Below are 21,005 nucleotides of genomic sequence, written 5' to 3'. Positions count from 1 at the left end.
ATGGGCTGGCAAATGGTAATATGTGTGTGTAATGAGCGCTGTGTGTGTTAATAATGATGATATCTCGGCCTGGTCAGGATGAAGCTGTAAATTTTTATGTCGAGCACCTTGTGTTTTTTTGAAGATAATATCTGGCGCGCATTATTCACGAGAAATGTGAATTATGCTCGTCGAGCATAATTCGGGCTAGCTTACCTGAATATCCACCACAGTGGTGAAAGCGTCTGAATCGCGTTCCAGAGATTGGTTTTCTGTTTGTGCTCAGTTACATATATAACGTCTCCGCGCCGAACCAGTGGTTCGTCGGCAGCGCCTCTAATAACCTGTGTAAGGTCGACAGTAATGGATTCGCCAACTTTTGCTTCCGGGCCTGAGGCGTGCATTATTTTGACCTTTCGGAGGTCTCCGACGTTGGTAACGGCACCTCCCGCAACACCGACTGCTTCGCTGAGTGCCAGCTTTCCTTTGAATGGATACTGTCCAGGTCTATTGACGCCTCCCCATATCGTGAAATAGGATATCTCGAGTTCAGGCACATATATTGTGTCGCCTGGTGCGAGGATTACGTCAGCTGTTGGGTCACCTGCCATAGCCTTTTCATAGTCGATTTTAATCGGTTCGGCGGTTCCTTCTCTTTTTACGGTAATCTTTGCGGGATCGGCTTCAACAGTAATTCCACCCACCAGCCCCATCGCTTCACGAAAAGTCATATTGCGTTTCAGTGGGATGGAACCGACCTTGGTGACCTGACCGGAAGCAATTACGCTGCCAATCATATCCACTCGGGATACGACTATCGTGTCTCCTGATTCCAATTCTCTATTGACTGTCAGGTCTTCGCCGGAGAGGTATTTGGCGAGGTCGAGGTCAATAATCTCGTCACCTCTTCTAATGTTTACGTGAGAAAGGTCTGCTGTATCGTCATAACCGGCCTGTGCCAGTGCCTGCAGGACCCTGTCTCCCACACCGATCTCAATGAGTCCACGCTTGTTTACCTGGCCGACGACATACACCTGCATCTTGGCACGTTCCACAAATGAAGCACTCACCTGCGGATTGACTAGCACTTTATTAAGCGCCTTGGTAATAACTGCAGAAGCGTCGGTTGTGTTGAGACCGACAACCTTTACTGCGTCGACCATGGGCATCAGAATGCAGCCGTTGCCGTTGATCTGATATTGTTTAGAGAAGTCCTTCTCTCCATCAACAATCACGTCGATCACATCACCTTTAGCCAGTTTCGAGCCGTCCGCGATGGCTGCCATAGGGATAATGCAGCCTGCAAGCAGCATTATAGCAAGAATAATATAGGTTGCCTTCATTAGGTGATTGCCTCCGTGATCAGAGATTCCATAAATATTATTCCCGTGCATGGGCTTATAGTCAAGCAATTTTATGCCCGGAACCTTTATTTATTGCAGCCTGCTCATGGATACGCTGCAGGCGTTCTTAATGGTTCCTGCAAAGTTTCACTGACAGTATTCCTTGGTATAACTTCATCTGTAATGGAGAGGAAAGTGCATTGAACGACGAGCAGCAACCATCGAGACTAAGCAGATTCTTCACTTCCCACAAGAGACCGATCATTGTGGTTGGTGTAATACTCGTCTGCATCGGCGTGCTGGTATATTGGATATTGAGTCTGGGCAAGGAATCGACCGACGATGCCCAGGTCGCGGGTCATCTTGTTCCGATCAGTCCAAGGATTGCAGGTCACGTAGTCGAGATAAATGTCAGCGATAACCAACTTGTGGATAAGGGCTATCTGCTTGTTCGACTGGATCGAAAGGAGTATCTTGACAGGGTTCGCAGGTCATCAGCAGCGGTGGATGCAGCAATTGCGCAGGAGTCGGTGAGCAACAGACAGGTGTCGGTTGTGGGCAAGACGGCCCCTTCTGCACGCGATCAGGCCGAGGCTGCAGTCAGAAGTGCTCGAGCAACCGTGTCAAGTGCAAACGATCAGGTAATCGCAGCGATTGCCCAGGCAAGGTCGGCAGATGCACAAGTCCGGGCGGCGCGCGATGTTGTTGAAGCAACGCAGGCAGTTGTTAATGCCGCTGCTGCTCAGGTCACTGCTGTCGAGGCGGAGGTAAAGGCCGCTCAGGCAAATGAGAAATCCGCTGCCGCTCAGGCCAAGAATGCTGCCAGCAACTATATCAGATATAGGGATATGTACGCAGCCGGAGCAGCTTCGGCGCAGCAGTTCGAGAACTTTGAGACTGCAAACATCAGCGCCCAGGAAGCTCTGAATGCAGCCAGGCAGCAGGTAGCCAGTTCAAAAGCAGCTCTGAGCCGTACACTTGCCGGTCTGGCAGCTGCAAAGGCTGTTCTTAAACGTGACAATTCGCAGAAAGCTGCAGCAGTAGATGCATCCAATCAGGCCAATGCAGGTGTGGACACGGCAAAATCCGAAGCAGACCGCGCGCTTGCGCTTCTTAAGCAGTCGCAGGCTGCTCTTGCGGGCGCTCAGACTGTTCCCGAGCAGATTTCGATCAGCAAAGCTCAAAGGGGCGCAGCCAAAGCGTCTGTCAAGCAGGGCGTGGCCCAGTTGAACAACGACCGCCTGCTGCTCTCATATACAAATATAAAAGCTCCGGTCAGGGGAGCCGTCAGTGAGAAGAGTGTGCAGATGGGTCAATATGTCCAGCCCGGCCAGATGCTGATGGCTGTTGTCCCGCTCACAGATGTCTGGGTGGTTGCAAACTTCAAAGAGACCCAGACAGGCCGCATGCGTTCCGGTCAGAGGGTGACATTTACGGTGGACTCATATCCGGGCATAACTCTCAAAGGCCGTGTAAACAGCATCGGGGCAGCAACGGTTGCCAAGTTCAGCCTGTTGCCGGCTGAGAATGCGACCGGCAACTTTGTCAAAGTCGTACAGCGCATACCTGTAAAGATCGTCCTGGACCAGAAGCTGCCCAAGGGGGTAATTCTCAGGCCGGGTCAGAACGTGATTGCAACAGTCTATTTGCGATGATTGGGTCAATGAGTCAAAAAGTTTATGAGGATGCATCCCATATTATAGGTAAACAAGTCTATGTCATTCCCGCGAAAGCGGGGATCCAGATCGTCGGAACGCAGGTTTCTGGATTCCCAGTCATGCTGGGAATGACATGTGGCTTCATCCTGATTTTGAGATGCACCTAGATCACGATCTATTATATCCCTCCAGGTATCTTACCTGGAGGGCTTACTAGAGCCAGAAACCAGAGCTTATATGGAAGAGAGAGCAGACAACATAAGTGAGCAGGGATGGTGTCCGGTCGGCACACCGGGCATAGTTGCGATTGCGGTAATGCTGGCGACCTTCATGGAGGTGTTGGACAGCACGGTGGTCAACGTCTCTCTTTCTCACATTGCGGGCAACCTCTCAGCCACAATCGATGAGAGCACCTGGGTCCTGACCTCATATCTGGTTTCAAATGCAATCGTGCTGCCCGCCACTGGCTGGCTGAGTATGCTTTTCGGACGCAAGCGCTATTATATGCTTTCCGTCGCCGCATTCGTGGTTTCATCATTTTTGTGTGGGTTTGCTCGTTCGCTGGACTCGTTGATTCTCTACCGTGTTCTGCAGGGTCTTGGGGGCGGTGCACTTCAACCTATATCCCAGGCCATCCTGCTCGAGTGCTTCCCGGTCAACAGGCGAGGGATGGGCATGGCCATATTCGGGGTCGGGGTAGTCTTTGCGCCGATCATAGGACCAACACTCGGTGGATGGATCACGGACAACTATTCCTGGCGCTGGATATTCTATATCAACATCCCGATAGGCATCCTGTCGATGATAATGGCGCAGATATATGTCGTCGATCCGCCGTATTTGCGGCGCGGGACGATCAAAGTCGACTATATCGGTCTCGGTCTGCTTGCGCTGGGAATCGGCTTTCTTCAGGTTGTGCTGGACACCGGTCAGAAGCACGACTGGTTCCAGACATCGTGGATACTGCATCTCTCGATTATTTCTGCAGTCAGCTTGATCGCACTGGTCGTGTGGGAGCTATACACGCAGCACCCGATCATAGACCTCACAGTCTTCAAGGTGCGCAACTATGCGCCCGGTGTCTTTCTTATATTCATGCTGGGAATTGCGCTATATGCAAGTATGGTCCTTCAGCCGGTGCTGCTGCAGACTCTGTTGGGATATTCAGCCATGCAAAGTGGGCTTGCAATGTCTCCCGGCGGCATTGGGACACTGTTTTGTATGCCCATAGTGGGCTATCTGGTCGGGAAGTGGGACTCACGTTATATGATCATCTTCGGCCTGTCACTGCTTTCTTTGTCGATGTTTATAATGTCCGGCTATAACCTGCAGATCAGCTTCTGGGACGCGGCATATCCGAGGATAATCATGGGTGTCGGGCTTGCATTTCTATTTGTCCCGCTTGCCACAGTCACCTTTGCTTTTCTTTCACAGGAGAAGACAGGCAACGCCACAGGTATATTCAATCTTCTGCGCAACATCGGCGGCAGTGTAGGTATTGCAGGTGTAAACACACTGCTTGCCCGGCGTGAGCAGTTCCATCAGTCCAGGTTGGTCGAGAACATTTCGACATTTGATCCGACATTTCAGCAGTGGTTTAAGGAGGCAGTCGCGGGACTCACCGCGGCAGGCCAGAGCTATCTGAATGCCCAGAAGCAGGCCGTAGCTGTTGCCTACCAGATGGTAATCCGCCAGTCTGCAATGATGTCTTTTGTGGATACGTTCTGGCTGCTGGGTGTAGTAATGATTTTGCTGGTACCTCTGGTATTTTTGATGCGGCGCCCGCAGCGCAGTCCGCAATCGCCGACTGCGGTACACTGAGCTTGAAGCTGGTGTCGACGCGGATCAATGCAGCGCCGACACCATATGTGCAACTATCTATTCTATATCCGACTGCTGCCTGACTCTTACCAGGTTGGTCAGTTCATCACCGGACATCTCGCATGAGCTTATTCCGGTGACTGCCACAACATCACCCATACTTGGAATGCTTACACCTGTCGGAACACTCACTTTAACATTATTCAGAGATCCATCTGATATCTTGAACCAGCTCGGAGTCGAAGCTGTATCGACATCTATGACCTTTCCCCATACCCGCACCAGCAAGCCGATGTTGTTTATTCCTGCCAGCTTTTGCCATTTTTTCTCCAGCTTGCCTGTGTCTGCATTCTTGACCAATTGCCAGCCATAGATTCCCTGTTGGCCTTCACCTGTGGTTCCATCATACAAGAAGTCACCACCGCCGAGGCACTGATTTGTCATTCCCAGTGGACTGACCGATGCAGAATCAGTCAGTAGATCATACGAGGACAGCGATATAGCCTTTTCTCCGTCGATAGTAGTCAGTGTGCCGTAAATGCTTATCAGTTTTCCAAGCTCGGCTTCGCTGGGTGCGGGAGCCACCTTGATTCCGCATAACCTGTTTGTATCCTCAACATATATGCAATCGTCGAATTTCCCTGTGACCACACAATCCATTGCAAGTATTTGGCTTTCGCTGGATCTCGCTTTGGCTGTCGATAACGGTTCAAATCCCAAAACCGTACGTGGTAGTGTATTAACGGCCTCGTTACCATTACCTAATTGGCCACATGCATTATTGCCCCATGCCCACACAGTGCCGTCATTCTTTAGCGCCACTGTATGGTAAGCACCTGCTGCAATGCCAATAACACCGTCAATACCCAAAACCTGCGCTGGAGTTGACCTGGATGTATATGTTCCATCTCCTAACTGTCCGTAATGGTTGATTCCCCACGTCCAGACTGTGCCGTCGCTTTTAATAGCCGCCGTATAATACCAGCCTGCCGAGACAGCAATGACTCCATCAAGCCCTTGAACTTGTACCGGTGTCAGCCTTTTGGTAGTTGTTCCATCGCCCAGTTCGCCATGTCCATTGCCACCCCAAGCCCACACCGTGCCATCATCTTTCAGAGCTAATATATGTCCAAAACCGGCGGCGATGGCAACTATTCCAGATAACCCGGAGACTTGCACTGGGATATATGTCCCATCACCAACCTGAAAGTAGCGGCTTGTTCCCCAGGCCCATACCGTTCCATCATTTTTCAGCGCAACTGTGTGACCAGCGCCTGCAGAGATATCAACTATACTATCGAGGCCAACAACACGCACTGGAGTAAGCCTGTTAGTCGTGGTTCCGTCGCCTAGTTCACCACTGCTATTCATTCCCCACGCCCATACGGTGCCGTCTGCTTTTAGGGCTACCGTGAAATTACCACCTGCCGATACAGCGACAACTCCAGTAAAGTTGACAACTTGCACGGGAAAGTATCTGTTGGTTGTAGTCCCATCGCCGATCTGACCCCAGGCATTTTGTCCCCAGGTCCACACCATTTCGTCATTTCTGATGGCAGCCGTGCCATTGTAACCAGCCGCTATTGATTCAACTTCAGTGATGGATGTCTTAACTGGTGTAGATCTAGTAGTGGTACAAGTTCCATCTCCAATCTGACCATGGCTGTTGTCTCCCCAAGCCCATACAGTGCCGTCGCTCATCAAGGCCACAGTGTGATTGTAGCCCGCCGCAACAGAGATTGCCTTTACCGCCCAAACATTTGAACCAAGAGACAAAAACACTAGCACAAAACCGATTACAAACCCGTTCAGCTTCATCTTTTTCCTCTTTTGCTTAATAGTTGCCAGCCTGTCAGTAACACATATAAGAATATTCGTGAACCGAGAATGTTCCGCAATATATAACTCATCACCATATAATTTTAACTCTTTGCTCAGCACCATCCTGGACTAAATACTGCGGGTGAAGAAATTGGTAGCAGATTGAATGCAATGCCTGCTGATGACACTTGCAATCACACGATTATTCGGCTAGAGTAGTTTTCTATGAAAAGTCAATCAATCGTATCCATAGTGCCCTGTGCCGACTATCAGCCCGAGCATGTCTCATCGGCAGTCATAAAATCTCTGGAGCTTGCGGGTCTGGACAAAGTTATTGACAAGGCTCGAAATATTCTCCTGAAGCCCAATTTACTCTCCACTCGCCTGCCTGAGGAGGCCGTGACCACTCATCCTGCAATCGTACGTGCTATCGGGCAATGCGCACAGTCGAGCGGCAGCCGTGTATCGCTGGGTGACAGCCCACCATTTGCAGGCGAAAACGCGCAGAAATATGCAAAGCTCTGTGAACGGACAGGCATGTCTGCGGTTGCGAGTGAACTTGGTATCCCACTTGTAAGGTTTGAGGAAGATGTGGTTACGGCAGCTAACCCCGGTGCCATGTTCTACCATTCATTTGAAGTCTCGCGCCTTGCCCTGGAATCGGATTTGATAATCAACATCTCCAAGCTCAAGACCCATGGCCTGACTGCATACACAGGCGCAGTGAAGAACATTTTTGGTTGCATTCCCGGTGTGCGCAAGGGCTTGTTTCACGTTCAGTCAGCCGAGAGAAGTGAGAATTTTTCTCAGATGCTTGTCGATTTGCTGCGAGTGTTCAGGCCAGCAGTGAACGTGATGGACGCAGTTATCGCGATGGAGGGCGAGGGTCCCAATGCAGGCAGCCCGAAGCAAGTAGGGTTGATTATTGCGTCAAATGATGCAGTTGCGCTGGATGCGGTAGCCTGCAGCATAATAGGCATCGATCCAATGTCCATAGACACCACCAGGCTCGCCCATGAGCAGGGTCTTGGGTGTGCCGATCTTGACTCGATTGACATTCGCGGCGAGTCGATAGACTCCGTCCGGGTCAGCGATTTCAGGCTTTCATCGGGAAGAAATGACTGGCACAGGATACCTTCGCCGATACGCAAGATATTGAGACGCCAACTTGTAGCAGTGCCGATAGTGAACTCATCCGAATGCGTAGGCTGTGGTGATTGTGCCCGGGCCTGTCCAGTGCATGCGATCACTGCAGCCAGGCCTCCGATTATCGATCTGGACAAGTGCATTCGGTGCTACTGCTGTCACGAGGTATGCAACTTTTCGGCTATACGGTTAAGACGCGGGTGGTTGGGAAATATGTTTGACATCCTGACAAAAAGATGACCTGGCCGTTGGGCGTCCAGCCAAGTCTCAACAAATACAGGTAGTGAAAGGAGAAAAAAGAAGCACTGGTAATTATACTAGGTTTTTGGCAGGCAGTCAACCCTATTTTAGTCAATTTTGAAAAAATTTGCCGGTAATTGACCACAGTTTAAGGAACTAATCAGATTCCAGATATCTGCCGAACCATTCCGCAGCCAGTCGTGCGACTTCTTCGAGTGCTCCCGCCTCTTCAAACAGATGTGTCGCTCCAGGGACAATCACCATCTGCTTCTGCCCGCCGAGCAGTTCATATGCCTGCCTGTTCATTTGGATCACAGGCACGTCCATTCCTCCCACAATCAGCAGGGTGGGTGATTTTACCTGTGACAGGAATTCCAGGGCGAGGTCGGGTCTGCCGCCTCGCGAGACAACTGCGCCAATCTCCGGCTTGTCGGCAGCGGCCATAAGAGCTGCGGCTGCGCCTGTGCTTGCTCCGAAATAGCCGATTTGCAGGTCGGCTGTGGAGTCGTTTTTCTGCAGCCAGTCCGTTGCCATTTTCAGCCTGTCTGCAAGCAGTGCAATATCGAATACCTTGCTTCTGTCCTCGGCTTCCTCAGGTTCGAGCAGGTCGATCAAGAGGGTGGCAAGCCCTTCACCTCTGAGGTAATTAGCCACGAACTGATTTCTCGGGCTGAGCCGACTGCTGCCGCTTCCGTGCGCGAACAGCACCACTCCGATGGCATTTTCGGGCACACCCAGCATCCCTTCCAGGCGTATTCCTTTCCCCTCGATATGAACCAGCCTGTCGATTGTTGTTCTCATTGATATCACGTTCCTTCCGGGAGAACTGTCTTTTCGACTTATTAGTTTTCCCGGGGGAACGATATATCGAAACAGTTTGTGTTATTTGGCGGCTGCGGCTTCCTTTGCTTGCAAAGCGGCTTTAGCAATAGTCGATGCAGGAATGACCACGTACAAGGAGTCACCATAGCCCATCGATCTGGAAGTAGAGTCACTATCCTGGCTCTGATCCACACGGATGACCACGATCCCTACGATCTTTCCGTCTGGTGTAAACGTAGGGCTGCCGAGTCCGAAGACGCCTGACACGACGTACAGTGTGCGCGGTTTTGTCAGCACGGCTTGCACGCGGTCGACATATGCCGCCAGCGCCCGGTTTGCAATCTGGCCTAGCCTGGAGATTACAATCAGTTCATCCAGCATTTGTGGAGCGCCTGCTTTTGCCAGATCGACATAAGTCATAGGTTTTTCGGGTGCGGTTTTGGGTTTGATGAATGCAAGATCGAGGTCCTTATCACGCAGCACAATATCGGCCGGTATTTCTGTTCCGTCTGAGAGTTTCAGCTTCAGGTCGACCACGTCTACGGACATGCTGTAGCTCTCATCCTGTTCCATATAGGATGTGAACAGGGTGGGGTCTATATCCGAGAGTGACGTTACGGCCAGTCCGGATGGGTCAATAATCGTAGCAGTGCTTGTGACTTTATGCTGTTCTTTATCGCTGCCGCCTTGATAGGAGACCTTAGTCTCCAGCACAAGGTGCACTGTCGTGACTGCGTCCTTACATGTGTCTGCGACAGTCCGCCCATCACTGGCGATGTCCGCGGCGCAGGATACTGCAAATACTGAAATGCTCATAACTACCAGAGCCAGAAGCGCAATATTGCCGATGCGTTTTTCCATATTTTGTATCTCCATGATCGGTCGATTACTCTTGAACTAAGATATCAAGAATTCAACCGTGTGTCCAGCTTGCATATGTTCGGGATATCAGGAGCAAATCTTTATATTTCACGGGCGAATGCCCCGAAGTTAGTTTGATGGTTAATCGTCGAGCTTAATAAAGCTGAATCGGATCGTACGTACAGACGAAGGCGGCTCACTTTTCTTCAAAGTTGCCGCCTTCGTCATGTTTGGATGTGATGTGTCTACCGACCGCTATTTACCCCACTTTAGAAAATACTAAACAAGATTTCAGCGATCCATCGACCTGTCGTGTGCAGAGTCGGCAGCTTCAATAGCTTCGAGCACGTCTTTTTCTGATATAGGTCCGGTGAAATATGTCAATTTGCCGTCTACGAACACGCCGTTTGACATATCCTCATCCGATCTTGCCTGACCCACATCCGCCTTTGGCCTGACTTCATCCGGCGAGTGACTATCCATAACAACATCGACCACCTTACGATCGCTGACCCCGACATAGCATCTCCGACAGTCGATGATATCAATTTTGACCTTTGGAGAATCCATTGGAGCGTATGTGGGGCAAGATTTATTATCAAAGCTGAAGTAATAGAGCGTGCCCTGATCGCGTGAATCGCCCTCGACCATACCCAAATGTCGGAAGAATGCCGCAGGCATGAAATCATAACCGGCGGCAGTGCGTTTCTTGTAACCTTCGACTGCCAGTCCGGAAGCGCCGCTGGTGCGCGCATCTGCCACAGCGCCTTCAACCAGCATTCTGCCGACTCCTTTCGCCTGACAGTCCGGCTTAACGAAGAGGCATTGGACCATGTATAGCCCTTCGCCTTCAACATCCAGAGGAGCGCTTTCAATCGGGTAATAGAGAACAAAACCCGTCACGTCATCGTTGTTGTCGCGTGCAACAAGGCCTCTGAGCATATTGCTTTCCAGCCATACTTCAAGCTGTTCGTATATTTCGTTGCTGTTGGGTTTTTCCGCAGCACAATAAACGCCGTCTTTCAAGTTAGCTGTCGAAAGTGGTTCAATACGCATTTGGGTGCCCTCCTTGTGTTATGCAGGGTTTATACCCTGAAGAGCTTGTTTTGAATCCTGTCGGAGGATAAGTATTTATCGGAGTCGAATGAAGCCGTGTGACGGCTAAGATCAAAGTTGAAGATGTGTATGCGGGCTATGACGGCGTGCAGGTTCTCAGCGGCGTTTCGATGGATATTGCCGACTCGGAGTTCGTGGGCATTATCGGTCCCAACGGCAGCGGCAAGACCACACTGCTGCGAACGATGTCTCGTGCGCTTGCACCCCAGTCAGGTTTTGTGCAACTTGACTGTAAAAACATATACAAAATCCCCGCCAGAGAGTATGCGAAAAGAGTTGCCGTTGTGCCTCAAGAGACCCTTGTGGCATTCGATTTTAGCGTAATGGAAATCGTATTGATGGGTCGTTCTCCCAGATTGGGTCGATTTGCAGTGGAGTCGACAAGGGATGAATCGATTGCACTCGACGCCCTGCGCCATACAGGCACGGACCATCTCAAGGACCGGCCTATAAATGCGCTTTCAGGCGGCGAGAGACAGCGGGTGATGATGGCGCGCGCGCTGGCTCAGGAACCTGAAGTGCTGCTGCTCGATGAGCCTACTTCTCATCTGGATATCAGTTTTCAATACGAGATAATGGACCTTGTGAAGGGACTGAACCGGGAGCGTGGATTGACTGTCATCGCGGTCCTGCACGACCTCAATCTGGCCGGGTCATATTGTGACCGTTTGGTCATTTTAGGGCAGGGGAGCGTTCAGGCAGGCGGTCTGCCTGAGGAAGTGATTACGTCAGAGAATATCCGGCGTGTATATGGAGCCGAGGTCTGGGTGCGGCGTCATCCAGCCACAGGCAGGCCGTATGTGATATCCGGCATAAGCGCGAAGTCAAAGAAACCGGACAAAAACTTTGACAAACCTCTACGCATTCATGTTGTAGGCGGGGGAGGCACAGCGGCTCCAATATTTGCGAAGCTGCTGCGCCGCGGATACCAAGTTTCCTCGGGTGTTCTTAATCAAAGTGATGCAGACCAGGAAGTTGCGGACGCACTGGATATTGAGTATGTGCCGCAGCAGTTGTTTGCTCAGATAACGCCGGACTCGCATGCAAAACATTTGGAGCTTATCAAGTCTGCGGATGTGGTAATACTCACCGATGTCCCGATAGGTCATGGAAACATTCTCAATGTCGAGGCTGTGCATGACGTCGCTGTGTCCGGCAAGAGAGTGGTTCTGCTCAAGCCCGATCTTATAGGCAATCGCGATTTCACCGAAGGCAGGGCGAGCGGACTGGTTGAGGAGATATTGAGAGCAGGTGCTTATTCTTGTGAATCGGTTGATAAGCTCCTGCATATAATAGAGGAACTGAGTATTACTTCGGATCAGGCAAATAACCAGCCCTGATTATCCCGACCTTCGATAGAGAAAACTCAGCGGCGGTTCTCAAGCAGCCGAAACCATAGATTACACTTCTTCTGAAGTTGATAGACGAAGCCTCAGGGAAATATTTGGTCGGGCAGCTTATCTCACCAATCTGATAACCGAGCCATATAATCTGCGCAAGCATCTGGTTGTCGAACACAAAGTCATCCGAGTTTTTCTCCAGAGGCAGTTTTTTGAGCAGCTCGCCAGAAAAAGCTCTGTAACCGGTGTGATATTCTGAAAGTTTGACTCCCATCAGCACGTTTTCCACTGCAGTAAGAAACCGGTTAGCCGCATATTTCCAGACTGGCATCCCCTGTTTTATTGCGCGCTGATGGCCTCCGAGTATTCGTGATCCTATGACGCAGCCATATAGCCCATTCCCGATAAGACATGCCATTGCGGGAATGAGTTTTGGTGTATATTGATAGTCCGGATGGACCATGATTACGATATCGCCGCCTTGCTCAAGCGCGAGTTTATAGCATGTTTTTTGGTTCGCTCCATAGCCTTTATTTTTTTCATGCACATGGACAATAGTATTCGGCAGAGTGCGCGCGATCTTGACCGTCTCATCATTGCTTGCGTCATCGACCACAATAACCATATCCACGATTCCCTGCGTCAGAATTTCATCGTGTGTTTTGCGCAGTGTTTCCGAGGCGTTAAATGCCGGCATAACCACGATCACTTTTTTGTTTTGGAACAACCTTTATTTCTCCTTGTCAAGCTTATTTTGAGCTTGCAGCGATCTGGCATAATCGAGCCATCTCACAAATATCTTGTTTTTGGGGGATATCTCAACAGCTCTGGACAGTTGGTCTATGGCAACGTCCAGCTTACCTTTTTTGACAAACACAATCCCGAGGAACCCATGTGCTCTAGGTTTACTCGGGTATAGTCGTATAACCTTTCTTAAATGCTCCTCCGCAAGATCCAGCTTTGACTGCATAAGGTATAAAGTGCCGATCTGCAGATGCGTATATGCATCATTCGGATAAAAATGCAGAGTTTCTTCAAGGCACTCAGCCGCTTCATCCAGGCGTTTTTGTTTGACCAATAACGATGCGAGATTATGTCTGATGATATAGTACCTTGGCAGTGCGCGCAAGGCCTCGCGAAAATATTGTTCTGCGGCATCTTCATTGCCTGCTTTGTAATATGCGGAGCCAAGCAGACCATTTGCCAGACTGTTTTTGGGGACAATTTCGATCGCACGATTGAGCAGCGTGAAATCGTCATGCCAATAGCTGACCTGTCTATAGGTGCAGACAGTGAGCGCAGTAATTATTGTGAGTGCAATAAACGCGACCAGAGCCCTTCCGCGCCAGACTTTGAGCAGTGTTTCAGGCACGCTCCAGGCGATCATAATTGCTATCCCGATCATAGGAACATATGTATATCTATCCGCCATAGCCTGCAATCCCACCTGAACAAACCCGATCACCGGTAATAGTGTTATCAGGTACCACAGCCACCCGACAAGCGCGTAAGGTCTTTTTCGTGAGCGCACCAGGATGTAGGTAATCGCGACCAATGCAACCCCACAAGAGACAACGAGCCACTGGGGTAGTGTGTCCAAGGGGTGCGGATAGAAAATAGCGAGGTCACAAGGCCAGATCATCTTTCTGATATATGCAAAATAACAAACGATTGCATTGGCTGCCTTTACTCCAAAGCCGCACTTCCCCATTTCACTCGTAGCGCCCACAGATATCTGAGTCACTAGGGTAATAATGACAGCGCCCAGCGCAAGAATGGCCGGCGGCACTTTTTCAAGAACGAGCTTTTTCAACGGGACCGGTTTGGTATCATCGCATGTATGTGCTTTTGCCTTCAGCCTGCCCAGCGGCCAGTAATCGAGCAGGAGGAGAATGATCGGCAGAGTGACCAGCATCGGTTTGGCCATCAGCCCGAGTGCAAAGACGATGAGCACCAAGGCATACCTGCGCAGATTCGGCTTTTCAGCATATCGAATATAAGCAAGCGTCGTGAGCAGCCAAAATAGCGTGCTGAGCACATCTTTTCGCTCCGATATCCACGCAACCGATTCCACATGCAGCGGATGGAGCGCAAATATTGCTGCAACGAACGCACTTTTCCAGAGCGAGCCGGTCATGCGGTGCAGCAGAATCAACAACAGCAGTGCATTGGCTATGTGCAGTATCAGATTAGTGAAATGAAATGCTCCCGGATCGAGGCCAAAGAGCTGATAATCCAGCATATATGTGAGCCATATCGCGGGCTGCCAGTTGCCGTTTACGGTTCCCGTCACAGCCCAGAGTATGTTCTTATATGTCAGGCCGTTTATGTGCTGATTTTCTGTGACAAACACCGGATCGTCATAAATCACGAACTTGGACCCGGTCAACTGCCAGTACACCGCTCCGGTCACAATGGTGAGCAGAACGCAAATTATAACTATTTTTGCGCTGCAATTGAGCTTCACAAGCCGACCTCCGGTATAATCATGTTCATTGTGCTTTTTTGAGTGACTTGGCATATTCGAGCACTGTTTTGATTTCGGTGTTTTCCGGTGAAAGTCTTGCGGCTTTTGAGAGCTGTATAATGGCTTCATTGATCTTGTCATTGTTGATAAGTGCGATACCCAGGTATTCATGAGCCGTGGCGCTTTTCGGATGCAGACTGACGGCTTTTCTCAGATGCGGTTCCGCGAGTTTGGGCTTGGATTGCTGAAGATATATAGAGCCGAGTTGTATTTGAGCAAGGCCGTCATCAGGATATATTTTCAGTGTGGTGCGAAGGATTTTTTTCGCCTCGTTAAACCGGTTTTGGCCATACAATAATCTCACCAGATTGTGATATGCGAACAGATCGGTTGGTTCTATTCTGATGGCTTTACGGAAGTGCATTTCTGCTGCGGCTTCATCACCCTGGTCATAGAATTTGCTGCCGAGATTATTGTGTGCAAGATAATTGTTTGGGACAACCTCCACTGCGTGACTAAACAGCGTAATATCATTTTCCCAATAGCCCGCCTGCCGATATGTGCATATTGTTATGGCGGTAATTGCGATAATTGCCGCAAATGCAGCGATCCCAATCTTTGCATTCTTTTGTTTTTTTAGGAGAAGATCAGGTATGCCCCATGCGATGATAACAGCGATCCCGATCATAGGGACATATGTATATCTATCCGCCAATGCCTGATTGCCTACCTGAACCAGTCCGATCACCGGCACGAGTGTTATCAAATACCACAGCCAGCCGACCAATGCATACGGCTTCCTGCGCGAGCATGCAGCCAGCCATGTCAGAACAATGATGAGTATTGCGCTGTCTGCCACCACCCATGGTGACAGGTATGAGCCTGGGTGCGGATAAAAAGCTGCAAGATCGTCCGGCCAGAGAATTTTCCTGAGATAGACAACGTAACAATAGATCGCATTGGCAATTCTCACTCCAATCGGAAACGGGTTGATCTCGGCCGTCGAAAAGCCGGCCTTTTGCGTGATTAAGGTTATGACTGAAACAGCCATCGCCATCACGACCAAAGGCACTTTTTCAACAATCAGCCATTTCAACGAAACTGGCGCCGGTTGTTTGAGCTTCAGCCTGCCAAGCGGCCAGTAGTCGAGCAGGAGAAGAATAATAGGCACAGTGACCAGCATAGGTTTTGCCATAAGCCCGAATGCAAAGACAACCGCCACGACGATATATCGTCTCAGATTCGGCTTTTCAGCATAACGGATGTAGGCAAACATAGTGAGCAGCCAAAACAGAGTGCTGAGCACGTCTTTGCGCTCTGCGACCCATGCCACGGATTCCACATGCAGCGGATGGAGCGCAAATATTGCCGCCACAAACGCGCTTTTCCATAATGAGCCGGTCATCCGTTTGAGCAGATAAAGCAGCAGCAGCGTATTGGCAATGTGGATTATCAGGTTAACTAGATGAAACGCACCGGCGTCGAGTCCAAAGAACTGATAGTCCAACATATATGAGAGCCATATCACAGGCTGCCAGTTGCTGTTGATGACTCCGGATGCCGCCCACCGCAGGTTTTGTATAGTGAAGCCCTTGATATGTGGATTGTTTGTAACACACTTGGCGTCATCAAAGGACAATAGTTCAAATCCCCCGACTTGCCAATACACTGCAGCCGTCAAGACTGCAAGCAGAGCGCATATGAGTAGTGTTTTATATCTACCTGGTTTGATTTTTAGGTATTTGAGTCTCATCTGGCTGCCCTTTTCAATGATTTCGCGTATTCAAGCCTCTGCTTAATATCCGGGTCTTGTGGCGAGAGCTTTGCGGCTTTGTTCAGGCGGGCAATGGCCTCGTCCACTTTTCCTTTTTTCAGGAGCAGCATTCCTATCGCCTGATGAACCTTAGGGTCCTTGGGTGATTCACGAAGCGCCTGCCTTATGTTCTTTTCTGCCGGGTCCAGCCTAGACTGCCTAAGGTAAATAATGCCCAGCCTCAGGTAAGCGCGTCCTTCATGTGGAAAACTTCTGAGCAGTGCGTGCGTCTGCTTTATTGCTCCATCCACATCTCCCATTACATATAGCTGATTGATAATATTATATTGAGCGCGCATGCACGTCGGGTCGATCCGCACCGCCTCGCGAAACTGCTCCAGCGCGGCCTGATTTTCTCCCCGATACATCAGCGCCACACCAAGGTCGTTGTGCGCCGTATAGTTATCTGGAATGATCTTTATTGCATGGCCGAACACCGCCGCATCATCGCGCCAATAGCCGATCTGGTAATATGTGCACACTGAAAACGCGGCAATCGCTATGAGAGCTGTGGACGCTAGAATAGCAGTTTTACTCTTATTAGGATTAGTGTTTTTGTAAACCATGTCAGGCACAGCCCAAGCTGCAATAATGGCGATCCCGATCATAGGGACATATGTGTATCTATCGGCCATCGCTTGCATACCGACCTGAATGAACCCGATTACCGGCGCAAGCGATATCAGATACCAGAGCCACCCGACCAGCATATACGGGTACCTTCGAGCGCGCGCAAAAAGCCATGTCAGAGCAGCGATCAGCATCACACAAGCCATGACCTGCCATATCGGCAGCGAGTCTTTTGGATGCGGATAAAATGCTGCAAGATCGTTTGGCCAGAGCATCTTTCTTAAGTATGTCACATAGCTGAAAGCAGCATTTGCCGTCCTCACACCAAAAGGATACTTGTCGAGTTCCTGCATTGCTCCGCTGGCCTTTTGAGTGAGTATTGTCACTATCCCGACGGCAATCGCGGGCGCAATAAGCGGCAGCTTCTCAAGCATAAGCCTTTTCAATGTGGCTTTGCGATATCCTTTGGTGGACTTATTTTGCCCGGCTATTCCCAGCCTGCCGAGAGGCCAATAATCGAGCAGAAATAGGATAATCGGCAGTGTAACCAGCATAGGCTTTGCCATCAGTCCCAGTGCAAAGACTATGAACACCAAGATATACCTGCGCAGATTCGGCATTTCGGTATAACGAATATAGGCCAGCATCGTGAGCAGCCAGAGGAGTGTGCTGAGCACATCTTTGCGTTCGGATATCCATGCCACGGACTCCACATGCAGCGGGTGGAGGGCAAACATAGCTGCCACAAACGCGCTTCGCCAAAGTGAGCCGGTCATTCGTTTGAGCAGATAAAGCAGCAGCAGTGTGTTGGCAATATGGATTATCAGATTTGTGAGGTGAAACAGTCCCGAGTCGATCCCGCCGATCTGTGAATCGAGCATATACGACAGCCATACCGTCGGCTGCCAGTTGCTATTGACCACACCCTTCATAGCCCAGCTTATGTTGGACGCGGTTAGGCCGTTTATTCTTGGGTTATTGACCACATACAGCGGGTCGTCATATACAAGGAACTTGAAACCGACCACCCTGCAATATACGATGCATATCAAAAGCATAAGCAGAGCGCATACGATAAAGGTGGTCTGCCTGGTAGTATCGGGCTTCATTTTTTGCCTGCGGCCTTGCGAGCTTTTAGTGATTTTGCGTATTTATACCTTCGCTTAATATCCGGGTCTTCTGGCGAGAGCTTGGCAGCCTTGGACAACCAACCCAAAGCCTCATCGACTTTCCCTCTCTTAAGGAGCAGCATTCCCATTGCCTGATGAGCCTTAGGGTCCTTGTGGGATTCACGAAGCGCCAGCATTATATTATCTTCTGCCAGATCCAACTTTGACTGCCGCAGGTATATAATGCCGAGCCTCAGGTAAGCGCGCGCCTCATGTGGATATTGATTTATCAGCTTGTATGTTTGGTTTATGGCTTCATCCACATCGCCCATCATGTATAGCGTATTGATTACATTAAACTGTGCACGCATAGACCTGGGTTCGAGACGTGCCGCCTTGCGGAAGTGTCTTAAAGCGGCTTCGTTCTTTCCCCGCATCAGCAGAGCGGATCCCAGGTTATTGTGCGCAAGGGAATTGTTCTCAACGGCTTTCACAGTATAGCTGAACAATATGTAATCATTGCGCCAGTATCCGACCTGATGATACGTGCATACGGAGAAAGCTGTAATCACCACGATGGCAAGCAGCGCAATCGGGCTAATGACCTTATGATCTTTTTGTGGGAAAATACTCGGGACGCCCCAAGCAACCATTATTCCGATTCCTATCATTGGGACATATGTGTATCTATCTGCCATAGCCTGTGCACCAACCTGGACAAGGCCGATCACCGGCAGCAGCGTTATTATATACCAGAGCCATCCGACAATCGCGTAGGGGTGTCTGCGGGACCTTATGACAAGCCAGGTGATGGCGATGATGAGAATCGCGCTGCCTACCACCTGCCATGTCGGCAGTGAGTTTGCAGGATGCGGATAAAACGGTGCAAGTTTGGTCGGCCATATTGTCTTGCACAGATATGCAATACAACTATACACTGCATTTGCCACTCTCACACCAAGCGGGAATATACCGAGTTCCTTCAGCGACCCGCTCGACCTCTGAGTTATAACCGTCACAACCCCGACAGCAGCTGCAAGCACAACCAGCGGCACTTTTTCCAAAATAAGCCGCCTCATCGAAACCGGCGCGCAATCATCGGTTTTGGGAGTGTTTTTTTGCCTGCGTTGGAGCCTGCCGAGAGGCCAGTAGTCGAGCAGAAAGAGGATTATCGGCAGTGTCACCAGCATCGGTTTTGCCATAAGTCCGAGTGCAAAGATAACCGGCACCCATATATACCTGCGAAAATTCGGCTTTTCGGTATATCGGATATAAACCAAAATGGTAAGCAGCCAGAACAGAGTGCTGAGCACGTCTTTGCGTTCGGTCACCCATGCCACCGACTCCACATGGAGCGGATGGAGGGCAAAGAGTGCTGCCACGAATGAGCTTTTCCAGAACGATCCGGTCATCCGGTTCAGTAGGAAGAGCAACAGCAGTGTGTTTATGATGTGCAGCATCAGGTTGGTGAGGTGAAATACGCCGGGGTCGAGTCCGGCTATTTCTGAATCGAGCATATACGACAGCCACACCATCGGCTGCCAGTTGCTGTTAATTACTCCGGTTACTGCCCATTTTATGTTTTTTGCGGTAAAGCCGACAATGTGGTGGTTGATTTTGATGCACAAGTTGTCATCAAAGTCCAGGAACCCGAAACCTGCCACCTGTCCATATACGATGCCCGTCACCAACACCAACAGGGCTGCTATGAGAAGTTTGGATCGCTGACTGCTGCTCAATTTAATGACCTTGAAGCTCAGATTATTGAAAATATTATATCACATCGCATTTTTGTGCGGGATGAAGAGTTCTACGCTATTTGCCGTAATCTTCATCTCGCTCTATAATTAGATATAGCAACAATGGTAAGCGTCGGCCATAACCGGTCAAGCGAGACCTTTGCGCTCTGTTTTATGCGCAGGGTCTTTTTGTCATATAGTGTAGACCGACAATTTTGGGGAACAGTTCAGTTTTATTGGAGTAAACAAACCTCAGCGAAAGTTTCATCCTCCCAATAATACGCGTAATGGGAGGGCGAGGCTCCCGCCGAGCCGAAAACTCCATTATGACCGGACTCTATCTGAGGAGACTTTAACTTGAGCGCATTCTGGGTGTCTTTGGCCGGTGTATTCGGCCTTGAGATGGGTGACAAAACGCAGCTCGTCGCCTTATGCCTTGCCAGCCGGTATAACACTCGTGTCACTCTCGCCGGCATATTCAGCGCCACTTTAGTCGTGCATGTTTTTTCGGTGCTTTTAGGTGGTGGGGTGGGCAAGCTAATGCCGCCGGAGTGGGTGCAGTTTGCCGCCGGTCTTGCATTTATTGGTTTTGGATTGTGGACACTGCGTGGAGACAGCCTAGAGGAAGATGAGTGCAAGAATATTCAGAGCAGATCGCCGTTCTGGCTGATATTCACCACATTTTTCCTGGCCGAACTCGGCGATAAGACAATGCTCGGCACGGTCGCTTTCGCAGCGGACAGGCCATTGATACCTGTATGGCTGGGTTCATCGATGGGGATGGTAATCGCCGACGGCCTGGCGATAATGGTCGGCCAGTTGATGGGCAGACACCTCCCTGAGCGTCCCATAAAGATCGGCGCCGGGGTAATATTCTTAGGCTTCGGCATATTCAAGACAGTCCAGGGTGCACTTGTTATAGGATCATACTCTTGGGCTTTAGCCGGATTGATTACAGCTGTTCTGGCGGTCTTCTTCCTTCGCGGCGGCGGACCCGATAAGGTCGAATCAAGGGAAGAAGAGGACGATAACACGCCTGCGCTTCACGTTTGACAGTCCCAGCCGCTTACCGTAGAATAAAATAGGGCGGGGGATGCATAGTCGTCCCTCGTTTTGTTGTTAATAATGTATTAACTGAGCAGTGGATCATGTATTCATTT

At 50.1% G+C, this 21,005-nt stretch carries 15 protein-coding genes; 5 read left to right on the top strand and 10 right to left on the bottom strand.

Annotated elements, in window-relative coordinates; translation table 11 throughout:
* Window positions 1–191: 191 nt before the first annotated feature.
* Window positions 192–1,322 (bottom strand): SLBB domain-containing protein, encoded by a 1,131-nt coding sequence (locus tag LLG46_14345; protein ID MCE5324477.1) that lies wholly within the window; start codon window positions 1,320–1,322, stop codon window positions 192–194.
* Between the two features lie 200 nt (window positions 1,323–1,522).
* Here LLG46_14345 and LLG46_14340 point away from each other — a divergent pair, with 200 nt between their 5' ends.
* Both LLG46_14340 and LLG46_14335 read left to right on the top strand, forming a co-directional pair.
* Complete coding sequence (locus tag LLG46_14340) at window positions 1,523–2,977, top strand: HlyD family secretion protein (protein ID MCE5324476.1); 1,455 nt, start codon at window positions 1,523–1,525, stop codon at window positions 2,975–2,977.
* Window positions 2,978–3,217: 240 nt separating this feature from the next.
* Complete coding sequence (locus tag LLG46_14335; protein ID MCE5324475.1) at window positions 3,218–4,801, top strand: DHA2 family efflux MFS transporter permease subunit; 1,584 nt, start codon at window positions 3,218–3,220, stop codon at window positions 4,799–4,801.
* 57 nt (window positions 4,802–4,858) lie between these two features.
* Here LLG46_14335 and LLG46_14330 read toward each other — a convergent pair whose 3' ends face one another.
* A complete protein-coding gene (locus LLG46_14330; protein MCE5324474.1) occupies window positions 4,859–6,619 on the bottom strand; it encodes an RCC1 repeat-containing protein in 1,761 nt (586 codons plus the stop codon).
* Between the two features lie 228 nt (window positions 6,620–6,847).
* Here LLG46_14330 and LLG46_14325 point away from each other — a divergent pair, with 228 nt between their 5' ends.
* Window positions 6,848–8,008, top strand: coding sequence for a DUF362 domain-containing protein (locus LLG46_14325; GenBank protein ID MCE5324473.1), 1,161 nt, complete (start codon window positions 6,848–6,850; stop codon window positions 8,006–8,008).
* Between the two features lie 156 nt (window positions 8,009–8,164).
* Here LLG46_14325 and LLG46_14320 read toward each other — a convergent pair whose 3' ends face one another.
* The 3 genes from LLG46_14320 to LLG46_14310 all read right to left on the bottom strand — a co-directional run bounded on the left by LLG46_14320 (window position 8,165) and on the right by LLG46_14310 (window position 10,747).
* Window positions 8,165–8,809 carry a dienelactone hydrolase family protein gene (locus LLG46_14320; GenBank protein MCE5324472.1) on the bottom strand — a complete coding sequence of 215 codons (645 nt, stop codon included), beginning with the start codon at window positions 8,807–8,809 and terminating at the stop codon, window positions 8,165–8,167.
* 81 nt (window positions 8,810–8,890) lie between these two features.
* On the bottom strand, window positions 8,891–9,691 hold the full coding sequence (locus LLG46_14315; GenBank protein MCE5324471.1) for a serine protease: 801 nt from the start codon (window positions 9,689–9,691) through the stop codon (window positions 8,891–8,893).
* A gap of 291 nt (window positions 9,692–9,982) precedes the next feature.
* Window positions 9,983–10,747, bottom strand: coding sequence for a GNAT family N-acetyltransferase (locus LLG46_14310; GenBank protein ID MCE5324470.1), 765 nt, complete (start codon window positions 10,745–10,747; stop codon window positions 9,983–9,985).
* A gap of 98 nt (window positions 10,748–10,845) precedes the next feature.
* Between LLG46_14310 and LLG46_14305 the strand changes: the two genes are divergently transcribed.
* Entirely contained in the window at window positions 10,846–12,147 is a 1,302-nt protein-coding gene (locus tag LLG46_14305) for a heme ABC transporter ATP-binding protein (protein ID MCE5324469.1), read from the top strand.
* Here LLG46_14305 and LLG46_14300 read toward each other — a convergent pair.
* The 5 genes from LLG46_14300 to LLG46_14280 are packed head-to-tail and all read right to left on the bottom strand — an operon-like array spanning window position 12,116 to window position 19,845.
* The gene (locus LLG46_14300; GenBank protein MCE5324468.1) at window positions 12,116–12,874 is read right to left on the bottom strand and encodes a glycosyltransferase family 2 protein; all 759 of its coding nucleotides are present in this window, start codon (window positions 12,872–12,874) and stop codon (window positions 12,116–12,118) included. The two genes, LLG46_14305 and LLG46_14300, sit on opposite strands and share 32 nt — an antisense overlap.
* A gap of 3 nt (window positions 12,875–12,877) precedes the next feature.
* Window positions 12,878–14,614: a tetratricopeptide repeat protein gene (locus LLG46_14295; protein ID MCE5324467.1), complete on the bottom strand. Its 1,737-nt coding sequence runs from the start codon at window positions 14,612–14,614 to the stop codon at window positions 12,878–12,880.
* A gap of 25 nt (window positions 14,615–14,639) precedes the next feature.
* Window positions 14,640–16,367 carry a tetratricopeptide repeat protein gene (locus LLG46_14290; protein ID MCE5324466.1) on the bottom strand — a complete coding sequence of 576 codons (1,728 nt, stop codon included), beginning with the start codon at window positions 16,365–16,367 and terminating at the stop codon, window positions 14,640–14,642.
* Complete coding sequence (locus LLG46_14285) at window positions 16,364–18,106, bottom strand: tetratricopeptide repeat protein (protein MCE5324465.1); 1,743 nt, start codon at window positions 18,104–18,106, stop codon at window positions 16,364–16,366. Before LLG46_14285 ends, LLG46_14290 begins: the two co-directional genes overlap by 4 nt.
* Window positions 18,103–19,845: a tetratricopeptide repeat protein gene (locus tag LLG46_14280; protein ID MCE5324464.1), complete on the bottom strand. Its 1,743-nt coding sequence runs from the start codon at window positions 19,843–19,845 to the stop codon at window positions 18,103–18,105. Before LLG46_14280 ends, LLG46_14285 begins: the two co-directional genes overlap by 4 nt.
* Window positions 19,846–20,202: 357 nt before the next feature.
* Between LLG46_14280 and LLG46_14275 the strand changes: the two genes are divergently transcribed.
* Complete coding sequence (locus tag LLG46_14275; GenBank protein ID MCE5324463.1) at window positions 20,203–20,898, top strand: TMEM165/GDT1 family protein; 696 nt, start codon at window positions 20,203–20,205, stop codon at window positions 20,896–20,898.
* Window positions 20,899–21,005: the final 107 nt, after the last annotated feature.

It is taken from the genome of bacterium (assembly GCA_021371935.1).
Taxonomy (GTDB): Bacteria; Armatimonadota; UBA5829; order UBA5829; family UBA5829; genus UBA5829.
Note: the sequence above shows the minus strand (reverse complement) of the source record. Positions and strands in the feature narration are given on the sequence as shown.

What these genes read in the sequence shown, in the direction of transcription:
- LLG46_14290 (MCE5324466.1), bottom strand. Translation starts at nt 16,367, where the DNA reads ATGAGACTCAAATACCTAAAAATCAAACCAGGTAGATATAAAACACTA.
- LLG46_14325 (MCE5324473.1), top strand. Translation starts at nt 6,848, where the DNA reads ATGAAAAGTCAATCAATCGTATCCATAGTGCCCTGTGCCGACTATCAG.
- LLG46_14335 (MCE5324475.1), top strand. Translation starts at nt 3,218, where the DNA reads ATGGAAGAGAGAGCAGACAACATAAGTGAGCAGGGATGGTGTCCGGTC.
- LLG46_14310 (MCE5324470.1), bottom strand. Translation starts at nt 10,747, where the DNA reads ATGCGTATTGAACCACTTTCGACAGCTAACTTGAAAGACGGCGTTTAT.
- LLG46_14345 (MCE5324477.1), bottom strand. Translation starts at nt 1,322, where the DNA reads ATGAAGGCAACCTATATTATTCTTGCTATAATGCTGCTTGCAGGCTGC.
- LLG46_14330 (MCE5324474.1), bottom strand. Translation starts at nt 6,619, where the DNA reads ATGAAGCTGAACGGGTTTGTAATCGGTTTTGTGCTAGTGTTTTTGTCT.
- LLG46_14285 (MCE5324465.1), bottom strand. Translation starts at nt 18,106, where the DNA reads ATGAAGCCCGATACTACCAGGCAGACCACCTTTATCGTATGCGCTCTG.
- LLG46_14320 (MCE5324472.1), bottom strand. Translation starts at nt 8,809, where the DNA reads ATGAGAACAACAATCGACAGGCTGGTTCATATCGAGGGGAAAGGAATA.
- LLG46_14315 (MCE5324471.1), bottom strand. Translation starts at nt 9,691, where the DNA reads ATGGAAAAACGCATCGGCAATATTGCGCTTCTGGCTCTGGTAGTTATG.